The organism is Paenibacillus sp. AK002 (genome assembly GCF_053903045.1).
Genome location: NZ_CP096377.1, coordinates 5,724,023 through 5,750,198, shown reverse-complemented (window position 1 = coordinate 5,750,198; position 26,176 = coordinate 5,724,023). Strand labels below are relative to the sequence as shown.

The 26,176-nt window shown below is 51.3% G+C and carries 19 protein-coding genes and 1 pseudogene; 18 read left to right on the top strand and 2 right to left on the bottom strand.

Annotated elements, in window-relative coordinates:
• Positions 1-35 precede the first annotated feature (35 nt).
• From M1D70_RS25635 to M1D70_RS25615, 5 genes are all read left to right on the top strand, one after another.
• Positions 36-2,186 carry a hypothetical protein gene (locus tag M1D70_RS25635; RefSeq protein ID WP_456288315.1) on the top strand — a complete coding sequence of 717 codons (2,151 nt, stop codon included), beginning with the start codon at positions 36-38 and terminating at the stop codon, positions 2,184-2,186.
• Between the two features lie 83 nt (positions 2,187-2,269).
• Positions 2,270-3,190: a TadE/TadG family type IV pilus assembly protein gene (locus tag M1D70_RS25630; protein WP_456290501.1), complete on the top strand. Its 921-nt coding sequence runs from the start codon at positions 2,270-2,272 to the stop codon at positions 3,188-3,190.
• A 217-nt stretch (positions 3,191-3,407) separates the two neighbouring features.
• The gene (locus M1D70_RS25625; protein WP_456290500.1) at positions 3,408-3,920 is read left to right on the top strand and encodes an A24 family peptidase; all 513 of its coding nucleotides are present in this window, start codon (positions 3,408-3,410) and stop codon (positions 3,918-3,920) included.
• A 12-nt stretch (positions 3,921-3,932) separates the two neighbouring features.
• A complete protein-coding gene (locus tag M1D70_RS25620; RefSeq protein WP_456288314.1) occupies positions 3,933-5,792 on the top strand; it encodes a DUF6382 domain-containing protein in 1,860 nt (619 codons plus the stop codon).
• Between the two features lie 272 nt (positions 5,793-6,064).
• A complete protein-coding gene (locus M1D70_RS25615; protein ID WP_456288313.1) occupies positions 6,065-6,250 on the top strand; it encodes a hypothetical protein in 186 nt (61 codons plus the stop codon).
• A gap of 261 nt (positions 6,251-6,511) precedes the next feature.
• On the opposite strand, the gene M1D70_RS25610 is transcribed toward M1D70_RS25615, so the two are convergent.
• The gene (locus M1D70_RS25610) at positions 6,512-8,836 is read right to left on the bottom strand and encodes a helix-turn-helix domain-containing protein (protein ID WP_456288312.1); all 2,325 of its coding nucleotides are present in this window, start codon (positions 8,834-8,836) and stop codon (positions 6,512-6,514) included.
• Positions 8,837-9,133: 297 nt separating this feature from the next.
• Between M1D70_RS25610 and M1D70_RS25605 the strand changes: the two genes are divergently transcribed.
• From M1D70_RS25605 to M1D70_RS25585, 5 genes are all read left to right on the top strand, one after another.
• Complete coding sequence (locus tag M1D70_RS25605; RefSeq protein WP_456288311.1) at positions 9,134-10,069, top strand: ABC transporter permease; 936 nt, start codon at positions 9,134-9,136, stop codon at positions 10,067-10,069.
• Between the two features lie 51 nt (positions 10,070-10,120).
• Positions 10,121-10,993 (top strand): carbohydrate ABC transporter permease, encoded by an 873-nt coding sequence (locus M1D70_RS25600; protein WP_430200751.1) that lies wholly within the window; start codon positions 10,121-10,123, stop codon positions 10,991-10,993.
• A gap of 61 nt (positions 10,994-11,054) precedes the next feature.
• Positions 11,055-12,590 carry an extracellular solute-binding protein gene (locus M1D70_RS25595; RefSeq protein WP_456288310.1) on the top strand — a complete coding sequence of 512 codons (1,536 nt, stop codon included), beginning with the start codon at positions 11,055-11,057 and terminating at the stop codon, positions 12,588-12,590.
• A 42-nt stretch (positions 12,591-12,632) separates the two neighbouring features.
• A complete protein-coding gene (locus M1D70_RS25590; protein WP_456288309.1) occupies positions 12,633-13,577 on the top strand; it encodes a DUF1861 family protein in 945 nt (314 codons plus the stop codon).
• Between the two features lie 138 nt (positions 13,578-13,715).
• On the top strand, positions 13,716-14,726 hold the full coding sequence (locus M1D70_RS25585; protein ID WP_456288308.1) for a glycoside hydrolase family 130 protein: 1,011 nt from the start codon (positions 13,716-13,718) through the stop codon (positions 14,724-14,726).
• A gap of 207 nt (positions 14,727-14,933) precedes the next feature.
• On the opposite strand, the gene M1D70_RS25580 is transcribed toward M1D70_RS25585, so the two are convergent.
• The gene (locus M1D70_RS25580) at positions 14,934-15,407 is read right to left on the bottom strand and encodes a DUF2621 domain-containing protein (RefSeq protein ID WP_009594427.1); all 474 of its coding nucleotides are present in this window, start codon (positions 15,405-15,407) and stop codon (positions 14,934-14,936) included.
• Positions 15,408-15,532: 125 nt separating this feature from the next.
• Here M1D70_RS25580 and M1D70_RS25575 point away from each other — a divergent pair.
• The 8 genes and pseudogenes from M1D70_RS25575 (at position 15,533) to M1D70_RS25540 (ending at position 25,968) form a co-directional block, all read left to right on the top strand.
• Positions 15,533-16,655 (top strand): annotated as a pseudogene (locus M1D70_RS25575) (deoxyribonuclease IV).
• Between the two features lie 132 nt (positions 16,656-16,787).
• On the top strand, positions 16,788-17,687 hold the full coding sequence (gene purU, locus M1D70_RS25570; protein WP_456288307.1) for a formyltetrahydrofolate deformylase: 900 nt from the start codon (positions 16,788-16,790) through the stop codon (positions 17,685-17,687).
• A 326-nt stretch (positions 17,688-18,013) separates the two neighbouring features.
• A complete protein-coding gene (locus M1D70_RS25565) occupies positions 18,014-20,374 on the top strand; it encodes a DUF7408 domain-containing protein (RefSeq protein WP_456288306.1) in 2,361 nt (786 codons plus the stop codon).
• Positions 20,371-21,300 carry an ABC transporter ATP-binding protein gene (locus M1D70_RS25560; protein WP_009594456.1) on the top strand — a complete coding sequence of 310 codons (930 nt, stop codon included), beginning with the start codon at positions 20,371-20,373 and terminating at the stop codon, positions 21,298-21,300. Before M1D70_RS25565 ends, M1D70_RS25560 begins: the two co-directional genes overlap by 4 nt.
• Complete coding sequence (locus M1D70_RS25555; protein WP_456288305.1) at positions 21,297-22,244, top strand: ABC transporter permease; 948 nt, start codon at positions 21,297-21,299, stop codon at positions 22,242-22,244. The genes M1D70_RS25560 and M1D70_RS25555 overlap by 4 nt, the downstream gene beginning before the upstream one ends.
• 34 nt (positions 22,245-22,278) lie before the next feature.
• Positions 22,279-23,964: a phage tail tape measure protein gene (locus tag M1D70_RS25550; RefSeq protein ID WP_456288304.1), complete on the top strand. Its 1,686-nt coding sequence runs from the start codon at positions 22,279-22,281 to the stop codon at positions 23,962-23,964.
• Positions 23,965-24,034: 70 nt separating this feature from the next.
• On the top strand, positions 24,035-25,024 hold the full coding sequence (locus M1D70_RS25545) for an AAA family ATPase (RefSeq protein ID WP_456288303.1): 990 nt from the start codon (positions 24,035-24,037) through the stop codon (positions 25,022-25,024).
• Positions 25,021-25,968 carry a DUF58 domain-containing protein gene (locus M1D70_RS25540; protein WP_009594412.1) on the top strand — a complete coding sequence of 316 codons (948 nt, stop codon included), beginning with the start codon at positions 25,021-25,023 and terminating at the stop codon, positions 25,966-25,968. The genes M1D70_RS25545 and M1D70_RS25540 overlap by 4 nt, the downstream gene beginning before the upstream one ends.
• Positions 25,969-26,176 lie beyond the last annotated feature (208 nt).

Here is a 26,176-nt window from a genome sequence, read left to right as displayed (position 1 = left end):
TGGGCCGATCGTCCGATGGATCTGTATCTGTTTTTTTGATTATCGCCCTGGCAGCCGTATTTATGTTTGTAGCCATATTCATTGATTTCTCGCGTATCGCGGCCATGAAGGCGCAAAGCGAGAGGCTGACAAGAGCAGCCGTACGCTCCGTGATGTCATCCTACGATCCGCAGCTGCAGAAGGAATACGGACTGTATGCCCATGGGGGCACCAGTGGGGATCTCATTATGGGCAACGTGCTGAATGACAGCTTGAAACCGGGAGACCGCAGCGACGCGTTCCGGTTAATGGCGATGGAACTCGATAGCTCGGGGCTTGAATTGCAGCGTCCATTGGGAACTTATGACATCTTCAACCGGCAGATCATCGAGGACATGAAGTATAAAGCGCCCATCGATTTCACTTTGGAATTAGTGGGTAAGTTCAAACCTTTATCGCAGTCCATGAAGGAAGCTTCCAATACGGTCGATGTGCTTAAGAAGCTGCGCAAGCTGTATGACAAGCGGGAAGCGGCGCTGGATGAGATGCTGGCAAAGCAGCGCAAGGCAGGTGAGCATGCGATCCAGCTATCGAGACTGGTTATGGATCCGCCTGGACAACCGATCAATGATACTTCGCTTGGGGGCAGCATCCAAACGGCTGCCGACGGGGCATCGCAGTATGAGGATTATAAAGATAAACAACAGGAGGACGCGGACAGGCCTCCCAAGGAGAAACAGTATACGCTTTTGCTCGTGGCTTACAGGAGCGGAATGTCTTCCATCGGCTCGAAGATATCGAGAGAGGACGGGCGGTTTCAGCGAGAGAATGACAAGCTCCTAGCGGATGCGCAGCAATTATGGGAGGAAGCCAGGAATTTGAACGAGGAGATGAAGCAGGTCATCAAGGAATCCGAGAACCGTTCATCTAATGTGGGGTATGACCAAGTGACGAATGACGTAACGCCGGGGTCTGCTGCTTCCTCCGGATCGGAAGCGGAGATGATCCAATCCATTCGGAAGCAAGCGGACAAATTAATTCATAGCGATGACTTCTTAAACGGCTTTCGGCAAGAAATTGACAACCAGGAGCGTCGATATCAACAGGTTGTCCGAGCTGTGGCCGCGCTACAGTCTTCATTGGGCGGAGAGGGGATGAAAGGAGCCGTACTCGGAGCTAGCCGCGAATTGCAGAATTATATTTCTAATTATGGGGTATCAGGCAACGGAAATATCATGGATCGGCAGCAGGCGGCATTGGAGCAGTTTCGCACATCGGATAAGGAACGGAAGGCGATGGAGAAGCTGGCCAATCAGAAGCTGAAGCAGGCATCCAAAGCCATCGAGGCGATCAACGGGCTGAATGGGCAGCATCAAGCCATTATGGATGAGTTTCGTGAACTCCAGCAGTACTATGACGAAAGCCTTCAATTCAATGCGGAAGGAGACAGCATGAGTAAGGGAAAGCCGCTGGACGACGATCCGTATGATGCCGGCAAACAAGCAATGGATAATATGGACGGTATGTTTGGATTTATGGGGAACGTGCTTGGCGGTGTTAGGGATGAACTGTTTCAGAATGAGTACGCCGTTCATTATTATCAGCATTTCGATGTCGGGAACTTATCCGGAATCGTTGACGGCTCCAGCACGGGAGAGGAGATGCTGCAGGAGTTTGCTATTGGGAACCAGGAAGTGGAATACATTCTGTACGGATTTCACAATCCCGCCGGGAATATATCGGCGGCTTATGCAGAAATCTTCGCTTCCAGGCTCGCGATTCGGACGATGGAAGGATTCGTCGTCAACAGCAAATTAGGAAATCCGTTGGCGGTTTTGGCGGCAGCCATCCTGTATGGGATTGAGAAGGCTATCGAGGATATGATCCAGCTGTGTCAGAAGGGAAGCGTTCAGCTTTCCAAGTATGTACCCGTTGAGCTTACCTACAGGGATCATTTACGAATATTTTTGTTTATTCACAGCAATAACGAGAAGAAGTTATCACGCATGCTGGCGCTGATACGATTAAACACCGGCATCAATCCTGCGGAGCGATTTACTTATGCTACAGGGGAAGTTAGGACGGCCATGCGTTTATGGTTTCTTCCGGGAGTGACGAAGTCGATCGGCGTTGTATTCGGAAGCGATGGGGATGAAGTTCAAGGAAGTCGGTACTTGGTCAAGCGCAAGGCGGATTTTTCCTATTAGGATTAGGGGTTACTTGAATGAAATGTTTATCGGTATTACGAAAGCCTTTGCGTAAGAGTAAGGCGTCGGCGGAGCAAGGAAGCATGGTCGTGGAAGCTGCGCTTGTGCTGCCGATGTTTATGTTTTTTGTCATTTTTCTTATATATATCGTGCAGATGACGTTGATATCGACGGCGCTCCAAAGCACCGTTTCCGATACCGTCAAAACCGTAGCGGCCCATATGTATCCTGTTTCTCTAGCCGTGCAGGCGAATGCAGGCGGTAACGGAACAGGCGTAGGCACGCCCAGCACGTCCCATTGGGAAATACCCAAATTGTCGCTGTCCGATTGGGTTTCGAAATATAGCGACTCGCTTCCTTCTCCTGCTAAGGAGTGGATCACGGAAGCCGTCGCTTCGGGTGAGGAGCCTCTGCAACAGCTTAAGAACCAAGCCGTGGAAGCCGTACTTGATCCCGTGGTCAAGCCGATGATGAAGCCGTTCATGCCTGACCGCCTTCTGGATTATGACCGAATCCATGTGTCCAATGTTCACATACCCAATTTGAAGAGCGGCACGAGTCCTTATTTTGGCATTGAGGTGAATTATGCCCTTCCAATCCGAGTTCCTTTCTTGAACAAACGCATCGTGCTGCAAGCGAAGGCTCAGGAGAGGCTGTGGATTGGAGACACCGGAGAAGGCGGGGGCGATTCAGGGAACGGGGACGGCTCAGAGAACGGAACCATTGAGCTGATGGAGAAGCCGAATCCGGCCGTCGCAAGCAAGCAGGCTAAGGTGAAGGTGAAAGTAGAACCAGGGGCCAGCGCTCAATTATCAGTCTATTATAAGAGCGGCCAGAGCACGGCTAAATATTTGGGTTGGAAGACCGCGGATAGTAACGGCTATATCGATTGGGAATGGAACGTGGGATTTAATACAACGCCGGGGACTTGGCTGTTTGTGGTTGAGACGGCCGACGGGCAGCGGATCGAGGTGCCGTTTACGGTGGTCGCGCGGTCGGGTTGATGAGAGGTTCGAAAGTACAAATTATGAAATAAAGGGTTCCAAAGAAGAATCGCATTATAGAGGCGCACAGAATTTGCAATCTAAAGGCAATCTAATGAAGCGCTCTAAAGAAATATCCAAGAAAAGTCTTTCCAATAGAAGCAATTCGTTGTGCATCCATAGTTAAAGTTCTATTCAGGCTATTTCTTTGAATAGTCGCGCAGGGGGAGTGATGCGTGTGGCCGTTGCCTTTGGTATTTGTGCCGTTTATCTGATTGCGGCCTTTATTACAGACCTTCGTTCCATGAAGATACCGAATGCTCTAACCGTATCGGCAATGCTGTCCGGTCCGGTTTATCATGGCGCTCTAGACGGGTGGGAAGGCCTGCTCTTTTCTTTGAAGGGTCTTGGAGCAGGGTTTCTCATCTTATTGATCATGTATTTTATAGGGGCTGTAGGAGCAGGCGACGTTAAGCTGTTCGGTGGGATCGGCGCCTGGACCGGCTTGTGGTTTACCTTGCAGGGCATTATGTATTCTGTCCTTTTTGCCGGTGCCATCGGTTTGCTCATTCTGCTCTGGCGGCGGGAGACGATGAAGCGAATACGCCATGTCGTCGGCAGTATCGCCGGAGTTTTTGTCATGAAGAGCTGGTTGCCATGGCGCAACAGCCAGGAGGAGCACTTGCGATTTCCCTTTATGATGGCTGTCCTTCCTGGCATGATCAGCACGTATCTAGTACTGCACATGTAGGAGGCGGCGCTTATGTTCGGATTAAAGGCGGATTTTATGCAGAACGGCGGAACGATCATGGTGCTGGACCGGGATGAAGGGATCCAGTCAGCAGAACTGAATCATGTGCAGCTGGGCATGATCCGTTCTTCGAGAATCCCGCACTTTTTGAAGCTGCATATGAAAGAAGTCGATTACAAAGTAACCTTGGAATATGATATCACCGGCAAAAAGATGCTGTCACAGGCATTGAAGAGCGAGCGCATGACGTTGACCGAGTACTACGGGTTGCTGCTGCAGATCGCTACCGCATTGGAGGACAGCAGGCTGTATATGCTTCAACCCGAGAATTACATACTTCATGAGGATTTTCTGTTTGTTGAAGGCTCCCTGCATCTTGGCACATTATATTTAACTTACGTTCCCCTTGCCGTTAATGAGAAAAGCAGTAACCGTCTCCCTGTAACGCTTAAGGAGCTTATGACAAGGCTGCTCTTATCGGTCTCGGAGCTGAAAGGAGGAGGGATACAAGCATTGATGTCCTTCTGCAGTGAACAGAGCTTCAGTTTGCCGGGACTTAAGCGGCTTGTCATTGAACTGCTTGCAGGAGAAGATGGTGAAAGCGATCAAGCAGGAACGCAAGCGAAGATGGCAGTGCCTGCACGTGTGAATGAAGGATTGCCTTATACCGATAATCCCTCAAACAGCAGCGTCTTCAGGCCTGCCTTCTCATTTGCAGAGCCGGCTCACAGCCGGAGTGCGGCATCGCAGACGGAGAATGACGGCAACACGGATAAACAGAGTTTAATTCGAAGCCTGACGGAACGTACCAACGAGATGTTTGGAAAAAGCGGCCGAAACGAAGAAGATAATTCTCACGCCGGTCGAATCCCATCAGGTCTTCCCGCGTGGTCATCTGGCACAGATGATTCAAGTCTTGATGAAGCGGAGCATGGCAAATCTTCGCCGGTTCGGACCTATATTTTGCTAGGATGTTTGCTCGCCGCAGCGGGAGCTTGGAGAATGTTGTACATGAATCAACCGGGTCCGCTGATGCTGGGGCTATCGGTAGGGATTACAATTCTGCTTGCCGTGATCGCTTGGCTCGGCTACACGGGCAAACTCCGGCTGCTCTCACGGAGAGCGGAGGATTGGTCCGGTTCATTGCCCGTGTTTGAATCCACAGAGCTGAGTCCGCAGGAGCATGCCAAGTGGAAGTCCGTCCCGCGTTTTGAGGCAGATCCCTTATCAGGTCTTCTTACGGGAAAACAGGCAGCGGATTCAGGGAAAGCGGCAGAAGCAGAGCTTGGTGAGAGGAAAGAGCATTGGAGATGGCAGGTTCCTAAATCTCCATTTAACCTTGAGCGGGATCAGCCTTCAGCGGGATCTTCCGTACAGTCTTTGCGGGACCAGGCTTTTTCGCGTTCGCCTAACGCCGGGGCAGGAGATTCTTATGGGGAAGAAGGGGATTATTATGCCCAGTTGTCCCAACGGACGGAGGTGCTTTCGTCCTCTGGTGGTGGGGGAGCTACCGTGCTGTTAAGTCCAGAGACCGCCGTTCGTCCGCCCGGGCAACATTCGGCCAGGGACTATCTTGAGCTTACCGAACCGAATGCAGCCGTCCCGCAGCGAATTGAACTGCATCAGCCCCATTTCATCATCGGCCGCTCTCCCGACGTCGCCCAATTCGTAGCTGAAGGTGTGGGGACTTCACGGGCACATGTCGAGCTCTCTCGCGAAAGCGGTGGATACGTCCTGAAGGATCTAGGTTCCAGAAACGGTACGATGTTGAAGGGAGAATCCATGGTGCCTTATAAAGAATACCCTTTGATGGAAGGGGATGCCTTTATTATTGCCGGATGGACGTTTACCCTTCGCAGGGGGTTATATTAATACGGGATTATTATAGTAGAAGTAAGATTTGCGAAGCCATTATTCTATGAAGTTTAGAGGGAATTCGGATTATTGCAGAAAACCAAAGGTGTACCCTAATTTTTAGAGGGGCCTTTGGTTTTTTATTTTTACTAGATCCATAAAAAACATCTGGTATGATGATTATGGTAAAATGTACCGATTAACTATACATGACTAGCTTTGTATATGTTAACGATTAAATGAAAAACATCTTGTGTTTTTTGATTCATGTGTATAAGGAGGACTTTGATGTGTCTGAAGATCTAAATAGAGAAATATTGAGAGAGCTAAAAGAAATCAATAATAAACTAGACACCTTGAACTCGTCAAAAGGAATATCAGGAACTCTGAAAGTTATTGCCCTGATATTCGGGTTTTTAGTGATAGGACCTTTGCTTGTAGGGATAATGGTGTATCTATTTAATTTAATTGGCTAAGGTAAATAGCCCCTGTTAGAAGCCCAGACGGACAATCCCGGAAGGGACTTTATAAGCTTCAACAAGAGTAACTCGTCCAGCGATGCTGGTATGGCGGGTAGTCGATGCTTTTTTGTGTAGAATCATCTATAGGTAAAAATGAATTCTTTTTGTATTGTACCTTGAGAACAGCACTCGACTCATTGAGGTCACTGTCATAGCTGGAGCTGGAAATTTAGCCACAACACCAGTTTTTCTCGCAAACCGAAAGCTCTAATTTGTTTATTCTCCAGCCCTTTCATTGCCTCTTATCGCCTCCTGCTCGCGGAAGACGGAAGGAGTTAGGCCGTATTTTTTCTTGAATAGAGTGGAGAAGTAAGTGATATTGTACATTCCGACCGATTCACTGATTTTGGCTGCAGTCTCATGGGTGGAAGCAAGCAAATCCCTAGCTTTCTCCAGCCTGGTGTGATTCAGGTATTCACTGAACGATTGACGGGTTGCTTTTTTGAAGAGCTTACCCAAATAGCTTGGCGACAGGCCGGCAATGTTAGACACCAGCTCCAGAGATAAGTTTGGCTCGGCATAATGTTCCTGGATGTAATTCTGCACTTTTTCAATGATAACATTGTGCTTCTGGGCATTCATCCAGAGATTCTTCTCTTCGATTAATGTGCAGATATTAAAACAATAGCGATTGAAAGTTTCCTTGATTTCCGTCAGATGTTCGGCGGATTCAATTTCGGTCACCGCATCCAGATACTCGTTGAAATTGGAATCTGGCACATGTTGCAAATAGTCAAAGTGTTTAAGTAAGGATAGCATGAGCTGGGTGCTGTATGTAATGACCTGATTGATTGAACCGTTAGAGATCTGTTCCACGAATTGTCCGATTGCATCCCGGATTGCTTCCGGCTTCCCGGACTGCACAGCATCGATTAGCTTCTTCTCGAAGGCGCTGGGATAACTTAAGGCCGTCATCATATGGGGCCGTGTTGTTACGGCATCCAGGATCGATTCCTTCCCGTAGATTAGCCGGTATTTAACATACTGCTGCGCCGAAGTATAGGAGAAAGAAATATTTTTCCTGCCGTAACTTATATCCCCTATGCCAATGGATACCGTCACCTTGAAGTAACGGTTCAGAAAACTCTGAATATTGCCCAAGGCAGCCTCGAGCTCCTCAGGCTGTTGGTTGTTCGTACACTGAAGGATTGCGACGGCTTCATTTCCCCCCATAAACAGGTAATCACATGCTCCGATAGGCTCCAGCATCTCTTTTGCGATATTGCCTAGAGCGAAGAGCAGCAGCGGCTGCTGTTCCGTCTCCATCCTCCCTCTTGTCGGTTCCAGCGCATTGATTTTGAATACAAGCACGCAAAAATAAGGCCCCGATACTTTCTTGTCGATATCCCGAATTAATTCGCTCGGAACAGAATGTTCCAGCGGATGACCCCAGAGTAACGAAAGTAAGTAATGCTCACGAATCGTTCGGGAAGAGCGGTTGATCACGAATTGCATCGATTTTTCACGTTCCTCCAACGAATGGAAAACCTCGGTCATCATCTTATATTCATCTATGAACGGCGAATCGGAGACTGGAGAATCCGTGTCCGGCATGATCCTTTCAAACAGCGTCGATAACGGTCTATAAATGCTCTTGGTCAGAAAAATAGAGATCAGCAGACCTGTCAGTACAATTCCGGCTGTCACAAGCAGCGTAACGTTGCGGAGACGGTCAATGTTGGAGATGAGTCCGGAGTAGGGGGAAACGCTTACAAAATACCAGTCCATTTTTTCCGACTTCACATAAGTGACCAGATGCTTTTTATTTAGAATATTTGTTGTGAAGCTGTTCTCTTCCTTGTCCTGATTTAGAATTTGCTGCACATACTGTTCCTCGGACCAATCTTTCAGAAATAAACTTGAATCGGTATGGGAGAGCACTTTGCCCTCTTTGTTGATGACAAAAACGTTGTTGGCGGAATCCGTTTTGCTGATTTTGCGGATCGTCGTCAGAATCGACTTTTCTTCCACATTGATATAGATAAGCGGGTTGTCGGAGGTCTTAAATGAAAAATCCGGGTACAGCAGAAAGGTCAGGAGCTGAAGCGGCGCATCGTTGTTGCGGTCGGCAACGGTCAAGCTACGTGGATAGAATTCCATGTACCGCTCCGCGCCAAGGGTGATGAGCGAGGAGTCGAATGGAAGCCCGGCAGTATCGACGGCTGTTCCCGTAGAAGGCCGGTAGATCCCGGCACTGTAAATATAAGGATACACACTTATAATCTGGTTCATTTGTTGGAATATCCGATAATTGTTCGTCTTGTCCTCCAACTTGTCATTCAGGAATGAGGTGATCTCCGGCTGGATGAGCAGCGCATTGCCGATTGTCATGACTTGGTTATAGACGACCTCCGAGGCGTAAGTGATTTGGGATAACATGGCTTTGGAATTGCGGTCGATCTCCTTGACGGCGCTTTTGGAGAAGAGAAGGAAGAGGACGCCGGACAGCAGGCTGACGGTTAGTAGAACGAGCAGGAAATATGAAATTGTAAGTTTTTGAAACGCCTTGTATCGAACAAGCCGATTCATGGTGTTCCGCATGAAGAATTCCTCCCAATGCCGTTAATATAACCTCTTCACTATAGGACATATCTGGCTAAAAAGGTACTCCTTCTCGCAAAAATGAAAGCCGTTTCGATAATTTGAAAGGCTTGTGCTTTATATCAATAATTTCCATTCTTGTGCAATGAAAATCAATTCGAAATTTGAAAGCCCTTAATCGAATCGTGAAAGCGATGTCCGGTATTTGAAATTGGAAACGCTGACCCGCTGCTATAGAGTTAGAGCAAGCGTCAACGCAGCCCAAAAATGTACACTGCAAAGAAGGAGGATAAGAAATTGGAAAAGAGACAGCGACCGGCATTCGGCATGTTTTCTGATATCCGTAGGAATGGAACATCTTACTTGCTGGTCCTTCCGGCGATGGTTTACACGTTTATTTTCGGGTATATGACGTATCCGTATATACTGATTGCTTTCCAACGATTCAATTATACAAAGGGCATATTTCATAGCGAGTGGGTAGGATTAAAGAACTTCGAGTTCTTTTTCGGGTCGAGCAAGGCGTTTACGGTCACCTTTAACACAATCTTTCTAAATTTGCTCTTTATTGTCTTTGGAACGCTGACGGCACTGGCCATCTCACTGATCCTGAACGAGCTGCGCAAGAAGCTGTTCGTCAAAATCAGCCAATCCATGATGTTGTTTCCGAACTTCATTTCCTGGATCGTCATCAGCTATGTGCTGTATGCGTTTTTTTCTATGGATATGGGGATCGTGAACAAATTGCTGAACCAGCTTGGCCTCGTCTCGGTCAACTGGTACACCGAGCCGAAGGTATGGCCGGCTGTTCTTACCGTCATGCATGTGTGGAAAGGAGCAGGGATGAGCGCCATCATTTATCTGGCTACCATCACCGGGATCGATGAGACGTTGTATGAAGCTGCCGAGATTGATGGGGCTAACCGGTGGCAGATGTGCATGCGCATTACGATTCCGTTGATGATGCCTACAGTGGTTATATTGATGCTGCTCTCGGTCGGCAAAATCATGTACGGCGATTTCGGGATGATCTACGCCTTGATCGGTGACAATGGCACCTTGTATTCGACCACGGATATCATCGATACATATGTATTCCGCTCTTTGCGTCAGATTGGCGACCCTTCCGAAGCAATGGCTGTCGGACTGTTCCAGTCCGTCATCGGGTTTATCCTTGTCTTCGGCACAAATGCCATTACCCGCAAATTTTTTAAAGATGGGGCGTTGTATTAAAATCCGGTTTCGGCAATAGCTTCCCGAAGGAAGGCTTTAGGAGGAATAGAAATGAAGGCGTTTTCACTCAGCAAAACGATCATGTATGCTCTCATTACGGTTTATTCGGCGCTTTGTTTGCTTCCGATGCTTCTGGTTCTGATGATCTCGGTCACGGATGAGGATGCCATATTAAAGAACGGCTACAGCCTTTTCCCGGAGGAGTTCTCTCTGTATGCCTATAAGTTAATCTTTACGGGCGGTTCCCAAGTCATGCAGAGCTACGGTATTTCCATCTTTGTCACGATTGTCGGCACGGTGCTGGCTATTCTGATTACTTCTATGGCCGGCTACACGTTGGCGAACAAAAATGTGAAAAACCGCAATCTACTGGCGCTCTATTTCTTTATTACCATGATTTTTTCCGCGGGGATTGTGCCCTGGTATCTGATGAATCGTTCGCTCGGATTGACCAACAACATCCTGGCTTTGATCATTCCGTCGCTGCTATTCAGCCCGTTCAACCTCTTCCTTGTGCGAAATTTCATGAGCGGGATTCCCGACTCGCTGCGAGAGTCGGCAAACATAGACGGGGCCAGCGATATTACGATTGCCTTCCGGATCTATCTTCCTTTATGCAAACCGGTATTGGCGACGATTGCGCTATTCTACGGACTTGATTACTGGAACAATTGGTGGAATGCAATCATGTTGATTGACAGCAAGGATTTGTACCCGCTGCAATTTATGCTACTGCAAATGCAATCGGAGATCAGCATGCTGAACGAGATGACGATGCTGGCCGGAACAAGCGACATCACGCTTCCTTCAGAATCGGTCAAGATGGCAACAGCGATCGTGACGATCGGGCCGATCGTCTTACTCTATCCGTATTTGCAAAAGTACTTCGTCAAAGGCCTAGTTATTGGTTCTGTCAAAGGCTGATATACTCCCCTTCGGGGTTAACATAAATTAAGCACTTTATAGAAGGAGGTCAATATTTAATATGAAAAAGTATGGTGTGTTTCTATTGGCTGTGGTTCTTGTGCTTTCGACTTTAATTGGATGCGGTAAGGGAGACAATTCTTCAGTCTCCAATTCAGAGAATGATGACAAGCCTGCCAATACGGTCAAAATCAAATATTTAGTTCCAGGCACAGAGCCGAAAGACTACAAGGAAGTGTTCCAAAAGGTCAATGAGAAGCTGGCTGCGGACGGTGTCGGCGTTGAGGTGGAAAAAATATATATACCGTGGGATGCGTGGGATCAGAAGCTGAACTTAATGCTGTCCACTGGGGAAGATTTCGACCTGTTCCACGTCATGCAGGACCGCACGCCGTTCTCGAGCTACTATAACCGCGGTGCACTGGCGGATATCACGGATGCAATCGAAAAGCATGGAGAAAATCTGAAGAAATATATTCCTGATGATATCTTCGAGGGAGCTAAAATCGATGGCAAGTATTATGCCGTTCCCTCTTATTGGGTTGAAATGGCGAGTGAAGGTCAATTCAATATTCGTCGTGACATTCTCGCTGAGAATAATCTCAAAGAGCCGACGACTCCAGCTGAATTGATTAGCGCTTGGGAGATTGTCATGAAGAACTGGAGGGGAAGCAATAAGCCCTATCTTGGCACTCGCGCTGACTTTGACCCGATCTACCTGCATACGTCCATCCTGCACCGGACTTATGACACGTTCCCGTTTACCGTGAAGGATAAGTTCTTCTATGTGAATCAAAGCGGTGAGGTTAAGTCTTGGATTGAGACCGAAGAGTTCAAGAAAGATGCGTCTTTCATGCGCGAGCTGTACACAAAGGGTATTACCAATCCCGATATCCTGGTCATGAAGCAAGAGCAGGTAGATGCACAACTCGACAGCGGTGAATGGTTCGTCCGTTTGGGAACTGGCGGAAGCTTGAACGGGCTGAAGAAGTACAATCCAGAAGCCACTGTAAACGATATCGGCGTTGTATGGTTTAACCCGGAGAAAGAATATATGCGTCCGCTCACCTTCAAGAACGGAAATGCAGTACCGGTAAATAGCAAAAATCCGGAAGCGGCCGTCAAATTCATGGATTGGATGCTGGCAAGTCAAGAAAATTATGATCTTGTACAATATGGCATTGAAGGCAAGCACTACACTAAGGACGGTGAGACGGGCTTTAAGCCGATCAAAGATCCGAATAACAATAATAATCCGGGGTTTAGAGGTTCTGATTCGCAAAACGGCAACGTAAACTTCATGCGATTTGACTTGGAGAACAGCATTCCAGATAACAACAAAGTCTTGTTTGAGCCAAATCCGAATGCAATCAACAGTATCGCGGCGAACTTTATTTTTGACCCGACGAATGTAAGGGCCGAATACACCAATATTTTGTCGGAAGCTTCGGCAAGCATCACTCCGATTTATATGGGGGTTCAAGAATACGATAAGGCCTTCCCGGCTGCACTAGAAAAAATGAGGAAAGCCGGTCTGGATAAAGTGGTTGCTGAATACCAGAAGCAATTCCAGGAGTATCAAGCTTCACTCAAATAAACGAGTTGAAAAACTAAAGGAAGGTGTGGAGGAATTTTGACTTTGAAGAAGCAACGAATTGAATTTGAAGCGACAAAAACGATCTATGAAAGTGCAACCTTGAAATTTCATGGCGTGGATGGTTTTGATGTCTACAATATTTCGATTCCATTCAAACGGGATGGGAAGCGCTATTTGTTCGGGCGGGTAGAACGTCGCGAGGAATGGGCCCGCTCTTGGGTTCGCCTGTTCGAGGAAACGGGACAGGACGAATGGACGTTGGTGAAAGACAGCATGATCTATACGCTGGAGGACCCTTACATCAGCGAAATCGGTGACGAGCTTGTCATGGGCGGAACTCATGTGCAATATCAGAGCGGAAAATACAGCACGTTTTTCGGCTATTTCTTCCGGGGCACCGATCTTCATGATTTGTACTACTTCACTACCGGCCCCGACAAAATGAAGGATATTCGCCTTGTTTCGTTGTCGGACGGCAGGATCGGCGTCTTCTCGCGTCCGCGCAGCGCCGAGATGAGGGGCAAATTTGGGAGCGAATCCATGATCGGCTTTACGATCATTGACCGGCTGGAAGAGTTGACTGCGGAGGTTATCGGGAACGCGCCGTACATTCACGGCATCTTCGGGGAAGGCGAGTGGGGGGGCGTGAACCAGGCCTATCTGCTGGACAGCGGCAAAATTGGCATCATAGGCCATATTTGCTACCCGGATCAGGATGAGCACGGAGGGGAAGTGAAGGTATATCTGAACATGGCCTTCGTCTTCGATCCGACAACCCGAAAATCCTCTAACCTTCATCTGATCGGAAGCCGCTCCTGCTATCCGCCGGGACCCGCCAAGGCGCCGCAATTGGTCGACTGCGTCTTCTCTTCGGGCATTGTGATGCGCCCGGACGGCAAGGTCGATCTCTACAGCGGCATAGGCGATTGTCAGGCAGGGCGCATCACGATTGACGATCCGTTCGCAGGATACGGACGCCTTGTTTAGAGGAAAATTGTAATGACTGCGCCCTCGCATGATGACTATGACGCACCAAGACTACTAAGCCCATGATTCGGAGGCGAGTTTTGCTCGAAGCTGATGCCTGAAGCAACGCTCACAAAACTTTTAGGAGGATGCTAATTGTTGAAAACCACAAATATACCTATCATCGGAGCGCTGGCGTCCAGCCCGATCATTCGCCGTCATCCGGCAAATCCCGTACTGGACGCGGCTCGCGTGCCGTATCCTACCGCGCTCGTCTTCAACGCGGGCGTCGCCAAGTTCGGCGGCCGTTATTGTATGGTATTCCGCAACGACTACGGTTCGCTGGAGAAGCAGACGATCGAGCCGAGCCATACGACGGATCTCGGCATCGCCCTCAGCGACGACGGCATTCACTGGACGGCGGGGCCGAAGCCGATCTTCAAGCTGCACGACGAAGAGATCGTGCGCGCCTATGATCCGCGTCTGACGGTCATTGACGGCCGCTGCTACATGTGCTTTGCCGTAGATACGCGGCATGGCATCCGGGGAGGTATCGCAGTAACGGACGATTTTGAATCCTTTGAAGTATTGAGCATGTCAACGCCAGACTTGCGAAATATGGTGCTATTCCCGGAACGGATCAACGGCAACTACGTTAGGCTGGAACGGCCGTTCACGGTGTATAGCCGCGGCGGAGTGGACCGGTTCGACACCTGGATCTCGGAGTCGCCGGATCTGATCTATTGGGGCCGTTCCGAGCTCCTGCTGGCGGTGGAGCAGGTGCCGTTCGCAAATGACAAGATCGGTCCGGCCGCACCGCCCGTGAAGACGGATAAGGGCTGGCTCACTACGTTCCATGCGGTGGATATTGATTCCGCTAGAGGGAAGAACGGCTGGGAGCCGACCTGGAAGAAGCGGTATACTGCCGGCATTATGCTGCTCGATCTTGACAATCCGAAGAAGATCCTTGGCATGAGCGCATCGCCCCTGCTTGCGCCTGAGGCACTGTACGAGACGGATGGGGGCTTCCGCAATGATGTCATTTTCCCCGGCGGCATGGTGCTGGAGGAGGATGGAGAAGTGAAAATCTATTACGGGGCCGCCGACACGGTGGAATGCTTGGCTACCGCTCATGTGGACGATCTAATTCGGCTCTGTTTGGAGGGATAAGGATGGGGCAGGCGGAACGCCGCATCTTTCCTCTTTCCGTCTTCAAATTAGTCAAGAATGGCATGATACCTGCGGTTCGGATTATATCCTGATGTGGAACAAACCAGCCCGTGGGGCATGTGCGGAATTCAACCGCCATGCACCACGGGCTGGGCTTTGTTTCTCTTTTTTTGTAAGTCTGGCCGATCCATTAAACTCAACAGACTTCTACTTATTGATCAAATGCTGATAAGGCTTATAGTCGATTTCCTTCTTCTGGAGGAAGTTCATCAGGAATTTGTAATCCCGCTTCGGCGTAGCCACGATGTAACCTTTGATGCAGTGATCCCGGGTGACTTCGGTTGCGCCGGATTCGACGGCGATTTTGCCGATTTCGGCTGCAATGGAGTGTTTGGCGATATCCCGGAACGGTCCCGGAACAGGCTGCACCAGCTCGTCCAGAAATGCTTTGGATTCATCCGTCCACAGCGGGCGGCTTCGCTCTACCCAGTAATTTTGCCAATCGAGCTTCGATTTGCCGTCGGCCTTGGGAAGCACTTTCAGAAACTTGCGGAACATGAAAAATCCGCCGATGCCCATCAGCCCGAGCATGACCCATCCCCAGAAGGCAATGGAGTTCATGAACCATGACGGCGGCGCACTGGACGACAAATAGCCCATGACGGCCCCTGTGCTCTTCATCTGTATATCACCTCAATGATTATTGTCACATGACACTTTCATGAGAATTATAACGCATTTCTAGATTTATTTCGATATACAAGCTAAAATAGGTGTAATTGTGTGTTAAAAAAGGGGGATGCAGCATGTTGAAAATTGGTTCCCACGTGTCGTTTTCGGACAAGGGATTGCTGACAGCGACGGCTGAAGCCACGTCTTACGGCTCAAGCTCGTTCATGATATATACCGGCGCACCGCAAAATACGCGCCGCAAGCCGATCGACTCCATGTTTATCGAAGAAGGCAAAGCCGCCATGCAGGAAAGCGGGATTGAAGAAATCGTGGTCCACGCGCCGTACATTATCAACCTCGGATCGTACAAGCCCAATACGTTTGAGCTGGCGGTGAGCTTTCTGCAGGAGGAGATTCGCCGCACGCATGCGGTCGGCGTGAAGAACATTGTTCTCCATCCCGGCGCATATACCGACAAGGATGCGGAATACGGCATCGACCGAATTGCGGAAGGTCTTAATGAAGTGCTCGGCGGTACGGATGAGACCGAAGTGAAGATTGCGCTTGAGACGATGGCCGGCAAAGGCACCGAAATGGGACGCAGCTTTGAAGAAATTGCTTCCATTATTGATAAGGTGAAGTACAACGACCGTTTGGCCATTTGCCTGGACACCTGCCATATTCATGACGCGGGATATGACATCGTGAATGATCTGGACGGCGTGCTGGAGCAGTTCGACAAGCTGATCGGACTCGACCGTTTAACGGTCGTCCACGTGAACGATAGCAAGAACCCGCGCGGAGCAGGCAAAGACCGTCATACGCCGATTGGAACCGGATGGATCGGGTATGAAGCCATTCAGAGAGTGGTTCATCACGAGAAGCTCCAGGGCAGACCGTTCATTCTCGAAACGCCGTGGATCGGTAAAGATCCAAAAACCCAGCGTCCGATGTACGAGATCGAGATTGCGCTTCTGCGCGGGGGATGTGGAGGGCCGTTTCGGTCCAGCTTTCACGCAGCAAGTGGAAGAGCTGGGTGCTTTCTTTGCCAAGGAAGGCATCGAGTCCCGTTCATTTGTACTGGATACCTGGACGCTGCTGAAGAATGATGCCAAAGCCAAAAAGGCCGATCCGCGCGAACCGATGGAGCGCCTGTACGATATGGTCATGGCGGCCGGCCTGCTGTCCGACATGTCGGAGGAGCAGATCAATCAGCGCCTGATCGCATGGTTGTCTGGTGCTTCCCTGACATCCTAAGCTTCATTAGAAATGGCATGTTAGTAAGAAACTGAGGCATTCTCAAGAAAACGTCCGCATGCTGCGGATTGTTTTTCTTGAGAGGTGCCGTTCATGTTCATTGCAGATTTAAAAGGAGGATCACCGAGTCTCATGGAAATTCACATCAAGAAGGATCTGCCGTCTGCGGCAGGTCAGTACCCTAATCGTGCCCGCATGCTGATCTCCTGTCCGGATGGACCGGGAATCGTGGCAGCAGTATCCCAGTTCCTGTACCAGCATGGCGCGAATATCGTTCAGTCTGACCAATATACGATGGACCCGGCCGGCGGCATGTTTTTTATGCGGGTTGAGTTCGATCTGGAGGACTTGAACACGAAGCTTCCCCAACTGGAGGAATCCTTCCGGGAAGTAGCCGATCAATTCCGCATGGAATGGAATATCTACCATGCCGCCCGCAAGAAACGCCTGGCGATTTTTGTTTCGAAAGAGGATCACTGCCTTGTAGAGCTGTTGTGGCAATGGCAGGCTGGCGACCTGGATGCGGATATCGGTTTGGTGGTCAGCAACCATCTGGATATGAAGGAATACGTGGAATCCTTTGGTATCCCGTATCACCATATTCCGGTTACGGCAGATACGAAGCCTCAAGCGGAGCAGCGTCAGCTGGACGTGATCGACGATGATATCGACGTGATCATCCTTGCGCGTTACATGCAGATTATTTCGCCAACCTTTATTGATCATTACCGGAACCGGATTATCAACATCCACCATTCCTTCCTCCCGGCCTTCGTCGGAGGCAAGCCTTATGCGCAAGCATATAACCGCGGCGTCAAGATTATCGGGGCAACCGCCCACTACGTAACGGAAGAGCTCGATGGCGGACCGATTATCGAGCAGGACGTGCAGCGCGTAAGCCACCGGGACGACGTCAATGAGCTGAAGCGCATCGGACGTACCATCGAACGCGTGGTGCTGGCAAGAGCCGTCAAATGGCATGTGGAGGATCGGATTCTGGTCCATAACAATAAAACGGTTGTATTCAGCTAGTCCCGGTCATTCCGACGATTCATCATAGAGAGTATAATGGAGCAGCCTGACACTTTAACGCTGCAATGGATTACCCCTTGATCCCGCTCCTCTTCTTGGAGCGGGATTTTATTTTATATTTGACTTAAGTAATAACGCTAATTTCTTGCCAAAAGCTGAAAAAATGGTTCCGTGGAGCTTTTTATGGAAGTAAACGTCAAACTTTTTATAAATTCGACTCGTCAATATAGTTGAGCTTGTGAAGAGAGTCTTTACATACATCTTCTAAAACCTATGTATTGTTTGTCTTTGAACAGCAATTTATATGCGGAGAGGGGAATCATCAGTTGTCGTTTTATACAAAGAAAACGTGGATGCTGCTGCCGATGGTGGCGCTGCTGATTGTGGCAACGTTATCTCTGTCGATTCCGGCAGGAAACGTCTACGCCGACGGAGCGAAGATTGGCATTCAATCCGAAATGGGCTACCAAGGCAAAATCAAACATGAGAAATGGAACCCGCTCAAACTCACCCTAACGAGCGACCGGGATATATCCGGCGATGTGGTCGTGCAGGTTCAGAACTACAACGGCTTCGGGTATCAGACTTCTTATGTTCAGCAGGTGGACCTACCGAAGGATACGCCGAAGGAAGTCGTGATCGGCATTCCGGGAGCCGTACTGAATAAAGACAATAACCAAATCCTTTTCTATGAAGGTTCTTATACGAAGGGGAAGCAGGTACCGTTTGCCACCGGCAAAAATTACGTGCAGGCTTCTCCGTATCAAGGCGCACTCATGGCCGTTTTATCCGATGATCCGGACACGATGAATTTCATGAACGTCCTGAACGGCAAAGGCAGCAGCGTGAACGTGTTCCCGCTTAAGGACGCAAGCGTTCCAACGGATGCGATGCTGCTGAACGGGCTGGATGTCATCGTAATGAACAATTATGCATCCGATACGCTGTCAGAGCCTCAACAAAAGGCGATTACGGATTGGGTCAATGGCGGCGGCACCTTGGTTCTGGCCGGGGGCGCGGGGTATGCCAAAACGGCGGCGCCGTTTGCCGACATATCGCCGGTCGCTGCGAATGGCACCACGACCGTGAACTCGCTGGATGAACTGGAGAAGCTTGGCGGGAAACCGCTGAAACTGGATGGGCCATTTACCATTTCTACGGCGAAAGCGGTGGAAGGCGCCCAAATCGGGATTGCCGCGGACGGACAACCTTTGTTTGCCTCGAAGGCTTATGGCCAGGGCAGCGTTCAATATGCCGCTTACGATCTGGCGATGGAGCCGGTAAGCTCTTGGGCAGGCCATCCGGACGCGTGGGCATCGGTACTGCGCAATAACCTGCCGATGATGAATTCGCAGAATGGCATGTATTACAATTCGCTCATGGACAATTTGAATTATGTTCTGGAGTATTTCCCGTCGCTGAAGATGCCTTCCTTCACGCTGCTACTGTGGATGCTCATTATTTATGCGGTCGTCGTCGCACCGCTGCTCTACTATATATTGAAGAAGGCGGACAAGCGGGAATGGGCGTGGTTCTTGATTCCGATCATTGCCGTCATCGCGAGCGCTTCCGTCTATGCGGTCGGCTCGTCGGACAAGACGCGCGAGCTCGCGCATACCATCAATCTGATTGAACTAAATGGCCAGGGAGATGCGGTGAAATCGACTGCTTCTGCATTCTTCACGCCTCGAAGCGGGAACTATGCCTTGGAGTTTGGGGAGAATACGTATTTGAAAACGGGGCAGTCCCGGAACACGTTTGGGGGAACCGCCGAGAACAAAAGTTTTGTCCGGGTAGGTCAGGAGTCCACGACGCTGGAGCTTCGGGACATGTCCCAATGGTCGTTGGCCAAGGTTTGGGTGGACCATCAGGGTACGGAGGAGATGGGGCGTCTGGGCATGAATTTAAAGCTGGATGCCAAAGGGGGATTAAACGGCAAGATCACCAATGACACCATTAACGATTTGACCGAGGTGGTGCTGGTTGTCGGAGGCAGTGCCTATAAGCTGGGAGATATCAAGAAGGGCGAGGCGGCAGCCATTCCTCAGGATCCGAAACAAATCATCAAATTTACGGGCGGTGACTTGTCCGGGATGCTGTACCCATACTCGCAGAATGATCCGAAACAGCGGGAGCGCGACATTTTGTCCAACTACGGATACTCGAAGGGAATGGTCAACAAGGATGCTTACATTCTGGGATGGAGCAAAGACCATTTGACGAATTATACCCTGAAAGGCGCCGAGGTGGACAGTGATCAGCTCAATTTCTGGATACAGCCGGTGGAAATGGATTGGGGACTGAGCGGGGAAATCAACATTCCTTACGGCTTCCTGTCTCCGGAGATATCGCAGGTGAATTCGCCGATGTTCGGGGTATATCCGCACGGGGTTGAAATGGGACAAGGCAATCTGATCGCCGAATTCCCGCTCATATCCGAAGGCCAAGTAAAGTATTCCGAATTGTCCATCAAAGGCACCAAATTCAACAACAATGTCACGATGGAGATCTGGAACTCGAAGAAGAGCGAATGGGAGCCTGTTACAGACGCGAACAATGTGCATACCATTAACCAGAATCCGGAGCAGTATATCGTGGGGAATCGAATCCGATTCATGATCACTGCCAAGGATCAGACCAACTTTATGATGCCGGAGCTGTCTGTGAAAGGGGAGGCCACTCAATGATCGAGATTAGAAATCTGAGCAAAAGATACGGAGCGTTCCATGCGCTGAAAGATATCAGTCTTCATATCGAAAAAGGGACGGTATTCGGATTTGTCGGTCCTAACGGAGCAGGCAAATCCACGACGATGTCCATATTGGCTACCCTGATGCTTCCTACCTCGGGCGTTGCCAAGGTCGGCGGCTATGACGTGACCCAGCATCCCAAAGAGGTCCGCAAGCGGATCGGTTATATGCCCGATTTCTTCGGCGTGTACGATCAGCTGAAGTCTACAGAATATCTGCATTTCTACGGGGCAAGTTACGGCATCCCGCGCGCCGAGCGGGAGCAGCTCATTCCGCAGCTGCTGGAGCTCGTCAATCTGAGCGACAAGGCGGATACGTACGTTGACAGTCTCTCGCGGGGGATGAAGCAGCGTTTATGCCTGGCCCGGTGCCTGGTGCATGATCCGGAGGTATTGATCCTGGATGAGCCGGCCTCGGGGCTGGATCCGCGGGCGCGGATCGAGATGCGCGAAATATTGAAGGAACTGAAGCTTATGGGCAAGACCATCATCATTTCATCGCATATTTTGCCTGAGCTGGCCGAGATGGTGGATGAGATCGGGGTAATCGAGCACGGAGAGATGGTTGCCCAAGGCAAGGTAGCCGATATTCAGAGCCGTCTTCGCGTAAAAAAAGTCATTCATATTCGCACGCTGGAGCGTGCAGAGGAGCTGGCCGAGAAACTGCGTGACGAACCATTCGTCACGTCGGTATTAACGGATAACACCGGCGTCCATGTTCATTACGGCGGGGATGACGCGCAGCAAAGCGCCCTGCTTCGGCAGGTGGTTTCCTGGGAAATTCCGATTGTCTCGTTTCAGGAAGCGCAGAGCAATCTGGAGGATGTATTCCTCGAAATTACCAAAGGAGGGCCCCGCGAATGAATTGGAGCAGAAAGCTGATCAATCCGGTCATCGACAAGGAATTCCGGCTGCGGATGCGTTCTACGCGTTCCATGCTGTCGGTGTTGTTTTATGTATTGGCGCTAGGCGCCATAGCCATGGGCTTCATTTATCTCTTCTTATATTTGGGGCAGCAGGGGCCTCAGCGATTCGATCCGCAGATGAGCCAGATGATGTTCTATGTCCTGAGTTTTGCCCAGCTTGTCCTTATCGCGTTCATGGCCCCTGCGCTTACGGCGGGCGTCATCAGCAGCGAGCGGGAGAAGCAAACGCTGAGCATGCTGCTGACGACGCAGCAGAGCTCGGCTACGATCGTGCTGAGCAAGCTGGTATCGGCACTCAGCTTCATGACGCTGATCGTGCTGGCTACGCTGCCGATCTACAGCATTGTGTTCCTGTACGGCGGGATTTCGCCGAAGCAGCTCGTTTCCGTGTTTGCCTTTTATTTATTCGTGATGCTGCTGCTCGGTTCGCTCGGCGTGATGTTCTCCACGTTATTCAAAAGAACCATCGTCGCGATTATCGTCACCTACGGGGCCGGCCTGATCATATTCCTTGTTACAGGCCTGCTGTACCTGTTCTTCATGGGAATCGAACAGCGGAATATGTATCAAAGCGGGCAGCCGATCGTACCGGGCAGCTATTCTTGGGTCGGTTATGTGCTGGGCCTGAACCCGGCCGGGGCGATGATGAGTTTGTTCAACCCGTCTTTTTCGGAGGACGCGTTCTTGCTGCGCGGAGGAAGCCTGAACAGCAAAGCGCCGATCGAATTGTGGCTGGAATTTTTCATCGTGTATTCGGTGGTGATCGTTCTTGCCCTGTGGGTTGCCGTACGGAATATCCGTCCTGTCGCAAGGCGCAAACGCAAGGATAAGAACGAAACCCAGCTGCCGCAGGAGTCGGAAACGGCGGGGAACGAAGCGTAACATCATGCAAGGAGTACGGTAAGGAGGGAGAGCAATGGACAACATCATGCGTTTTATCGAAGCCGCAAGACGGCGGCTGCAGCGGTTCCGCGTCATCACGTATGCATTATACGGGCTTATGGCAGGGTTGGCCGCGCTGCTGCTGCTTCTGGTGCTTGGGAGATTCGTGCCTATAGCCTGGCTTCCCGTCGCATCCGTGGCCGTTCCCGTGGGGGCGGGCTTCATAGGCTTGTTATGGGGATGGCTGCATCGGGTGCCGATCGAAGAAGCGGCTTCAGCGATGGACCATGTTCCGGACGGATCGGAGCGAAGCGATATGATGGTGACGGCGCTGTCGTTCAAGGAGGAAGAATCGTTGGCCGCCAAATGGCAGCGCGAGCAGGCGGAGCGTTACGGTGCGCGTTTTGCGGAACGGCTGCCGGAGCGTCTGCCTTCCCCTACCCGAAAAAAACAGCTTCTGATCTGCGGTGCCTCGCTTGCTGCCGTACTCATCCTGGTGTTCGTTCCGAACCCGATGGATAAGAAGGTGGAGGCTGCCAAAGAGGCGCAGAGCTGGATGAAGGAGCAGGCAGCCAAAACCGAACAGCTGGCGGAGGAGCTCCAGAAGGAAACGCTGGATCCTGCCGATCGAAAAAAGCTTCAGGAAAAGCTGGATGAACTGAAAAAAGCGCTGGAGCAGGAGAAGCATCCTGAGCAAGCGCTGGAGAAGCTGGAAGAAGCCATGAAAGAGCTGGAGAAACTGGCGAAACAGCAGGAGGAAAAAGCGAAGGCGCTGTCGGAGCTGGCTAAGCAAATGCAGCAGGAGAAGGCGCTGTCCCAGGTGGGGAAAAAGCTTGCCGAGGGCATGGCCGATGAACTGAAGCAGGAAATGAAGAAACTCACCGAGCAGGTGAAGAAGATGTCCCAGGAAGAGAAGAACGAGCTGTCCGATGCTTTGAAAAAGCTGGCTGAGGAAGCTGCCAAGCAGATGGAAGACGGCAAGCTGGAGCAGGAGCTCAAAAAAGCGGCCGATGCGCTGAAGGAGGGCAAGCTGCCGAAGGAGCTGGAAGAAGCGCTCCAGCAGCTGGCCGAGGAGCTGGCGAAAGCAGCGCAAGCCAAAGCCGCGTCGGACAGCCAGTCGCAGTCCGCGTCCTCGCTAGCGTCCTCCCTTGCTTCGCAAGGATTGAGCTTGGCCGATCAGATGGCGGCTGCAGGAATGTCGGTATCCGATGCGTGGAGTAACGGCGGCAGTGCCGAGGCGTTGGCTCAGGCCGGCTCCGGTGCAGGCTCGGGCGAACAAGGAGAGGGCTCGGAGGGAGCCCCAGGTGAAGGCGGCTCCGGTGCAGGCCAAGGTCAAGGCTCCGGCACAGGCAGCGGCTCCGGATCGGGAAGCGGCTCGGGCTCAGGAGCAGGTTCCGGATCGGGCGGCAGCGGCGGATCGGGAAGCGGCACAGGCAGCGGAGCCGGTCTTGGCTCAGGCGGCCGTGAGCTCGTGACCATCCCTAGGGATTATAAGGGCAGCGGCAATGTGCAGAACGATTCCGGCGAGATCAAGGGCAGCGGCGGAGATATACAGAAGGGCGGCGTATCGCCGACGGTCCCGGGCATGTCGAGGCCTTATGAGGAAGTGTACCGCGATTATGAGACCGAAGCGCGAAAAACATTAGACCGCAATCAGCTGCCGGACCAGATGCAAGGTTTGGTTGAGGAATATTTCATACAGATCAATCCGAACCCGTAGGGATCGAAGAGCCGAGCACCAAGGCTAGAATGAGAACTTGAACTTTACCAAGAAGATGGAGGTTTCGTCCATGTCGGATATTGCAGTGAGACCACAGGAATGGATGGAGAAAATATCAGGCCTGCGCGAACATATCGGCAAGGTGATTGTCGGACAGCAGGATGTTGTGGAGCAGATGCTTTGGTGTATCTTTGCGGGGGGCCATGCCCTCCTGGAAGGGATTCCGGGTCTCGGCAAAACGATGCTCGTCCGCACCGTTTCGGAGGCTTTGGACCTGTCCTTTTCCCGCATACAGTTTACGCCGGATTTGATGCCGAGCGATATAACGGGCACCAATATCCTGTCGTTCGGACAGCATGGGGACACCGGGATGACCTTTCAAAAGGGTCCGCTGTTCAGCAGCATCGTGCTGGCCGATGAGATTAACCGCGCCACGCCCAAAACCCAGAGCGCCTTGCTCGAGGCGATGCAGGAGAAGACCGTCACCGTGGGGGGCGTAACCCATCAGCTGCCAAAGCCTTTCTTCGTTCTGGCCACGCAAAATCCCTTGGAGAACGAGGGGACGTATCCATTGCCGGAGGCCCAGCTTGACCGCTTTCTGCTGAAGATCGAAGTAACGTATCCCAGCGCGGACGAATTGAAGGAAATCGTGAAGCGGACGACGTCCTCACACGAATTCCAGGTGGAACGGCAAATGACCGGGGACGAGCTGCTGGAAATCCAGCGCGGGGCGAAGGAAGTGTTGGTTGCCGAAGAGATTCTGGATTATGCGGTTCGTCTGCTGATGATGACGCATCCGGAGGAGGCGGCCGCACCGGAGGCTGTCCGTAAATACGTCCAATTCGGTTCCGGACCGCGCGGCATTCAGTCCATCATCTCGGTAAGCAAAGTCCGGGCCTTGTGCAGCGGGCGGATGCATGTATCCACGGGCGATATTCGCGCCGTGGCTTTATCAGCGCTGCGCCACCGCTTGTTCCTGAATTTCGAGGGGCAGGCGCTCGGCATTACCACGGACCATGTCATTCGGGAGGTTCTGCAAACGCTGGAGGCATCCGCGTGAGCGGGGGCGCGCACCTGCTTCCTCCGGAATGGCTTCCCCGTCTGGAGCGCTTGAGCCTGGATGCCAAACGACGGGTCGCCGGAACGCTGCAGGGAAAGAGGCGATCCCGCCGGCTCGGCTCGTCCCTCGAATTCGCCGATTACCGCGTGTATTCGCCCGGGGATGATGTCCGCAGGTTTGACTGGGGCGTTTATTCCCGTACGGGAAAAGCCTTCGTTCGTCAATTCATGGACGAGCAGGAGCTGACCGTGAGCCTTTTCGTGGATTGCTCCGCATCGATGGGGGCCGTCATGTCATCGCCTACGGAACCAAGCGCCGCCGATCCGGCGGGAACGAAGGGCAGCTCTAAATGGCTGCTAGCGCGTCAACTCGCCGCAAGCATCGGCTACATGGCGTTGTCGTCTTACGACAGGCTGCAGGTTGCCTGTTACAGCCGTTCGATTAACGCCCGTCTTCCGATCATGAGAGGAAAGGGCTCGGCTCATCGCCTGTTTTCGTTTCTGCAAGGGGCAGAAACGGGTGGCGAGGGCAGCTTGGGCGCAGCGCTTGCGGTTCCTGGCGCACTGCCCCGGCAGCCGGGAATGACCTGGGTGTTCTCCGATTTTTGGCTGGAGGGCGGCGAGGAGGAATTGTTCAGGTCGCTTTCCCTTTTGTCAGGTACCGGACAGGAAGTGGTGCTGGTGCATGTATTGTCGCGGGAGGAGCTGGAGCCTAAATTATCCGGCGATCTGCGGCTGGTGGACAGCGAAACGATGAGCGGCAAGGAAGTGGCGCTGACGGGCAAAGTGCTGGATGCTTACAAGGAGGAGCTGGAGCGATACCGGACGATGCTGTCCCGCGTATGCGCGGAACGGGGCATGTCTTACGTGCTCATTCCGGCGGATATGCCGCTTACGGACGCGATGTTCGGGGTGCTTGCGGGAGCTGGTCTGGTTACTGGATAGAGCGGGACTCCTGTAGAGGCTCTGTCCATGCATTTGCCGGATCTTTTGTGCTTTCGGAGGTTTGTCGACAGGATAACACAGATGATACACAAGCGATTGCTTAACAGGCTTCACCAGGACCTGCCTGTGATCTCAAGAAACGAACAAGCTGAAAACTGGTTCGAAAAATAGGAAGAGATGGATAGGCCTTCATCCGATGCTCGGGGAA

Coding starts and splice junctions, on each gene's coding strand:
- M1D70_RS25630 (WP_456290501.1), top strand. CDS start 2,270: ATGGTCGTGGAAGCTGCGCTTGTGCTGCCGATGTTTATGTTTTTTGTC.
- M1D70_RS25620 (WP_456288314.1), top strand. CDS start 3,933: ATGTTCGGATTAAAGGCGGATTTTATGCAGAACGGCGGAACGATCATG.
- M1D70_RS25610 (WP_456288312.1), bottom strand. CDS start 8,836: ATGCGGAACACCATGAATCGGCTTGTTCGATACAAGGCGTTTCAAAAA.
- M1D70_RS25600 (WP_430200751.1), top strand. CDS start 10,121: ATGAAGGCGTTTTCACTCAGCAAAACGATCATGTATGCTCTCATTACG.
- M1D70_RS25595 (WP_456288310.1), top strand. CDS start 11,055: ATGAAAAAGTATGGTGTGTTTCTATTGGCTGTGGTTCTTGTGCTTTCG.
- M1D70_RS25580 (WP_009594427.1), bottom strand. CDS start 15,407: ATGAAGAGCACAGGGGCCGTCATGGGCTATTTGTCGTCCAGTGCGCCG.
- purU (WP_456288307.1), top strand. CDS start 16,788: ATGGAAATTCACATCAAGAAGGATCTGCCGTCTGCGGCAGGTCAGTAC.
- M1D70_RS25560 (WP_009594456.1), top strand. CDS start 20,371: ATGATCGAGATTAGAAATCTGAGCAAAAGATACGGAGCGTTCCATGCG.
- M1D70_RS25555 (WP_456288305.1), top strand. CDS start 21,297: ATGAATTGGAGCAGAAAGCTGATCAATCCGGTCATCGACAAGGAATTC.
- M1D70_RS25550 (WP_456288304.1), top strand. CDS start 22,279: ATGGACAACATCATGCGTTTTATCGAAGCCGCAAGACGGCGGCTGCAG.
- M1D70_RS25545 (WP_456288303.1), top strand. CDS start 24,035: ATGTCGGATATTGCAGTGAGACCACAGGAATGGATGGAGAAAATATCA.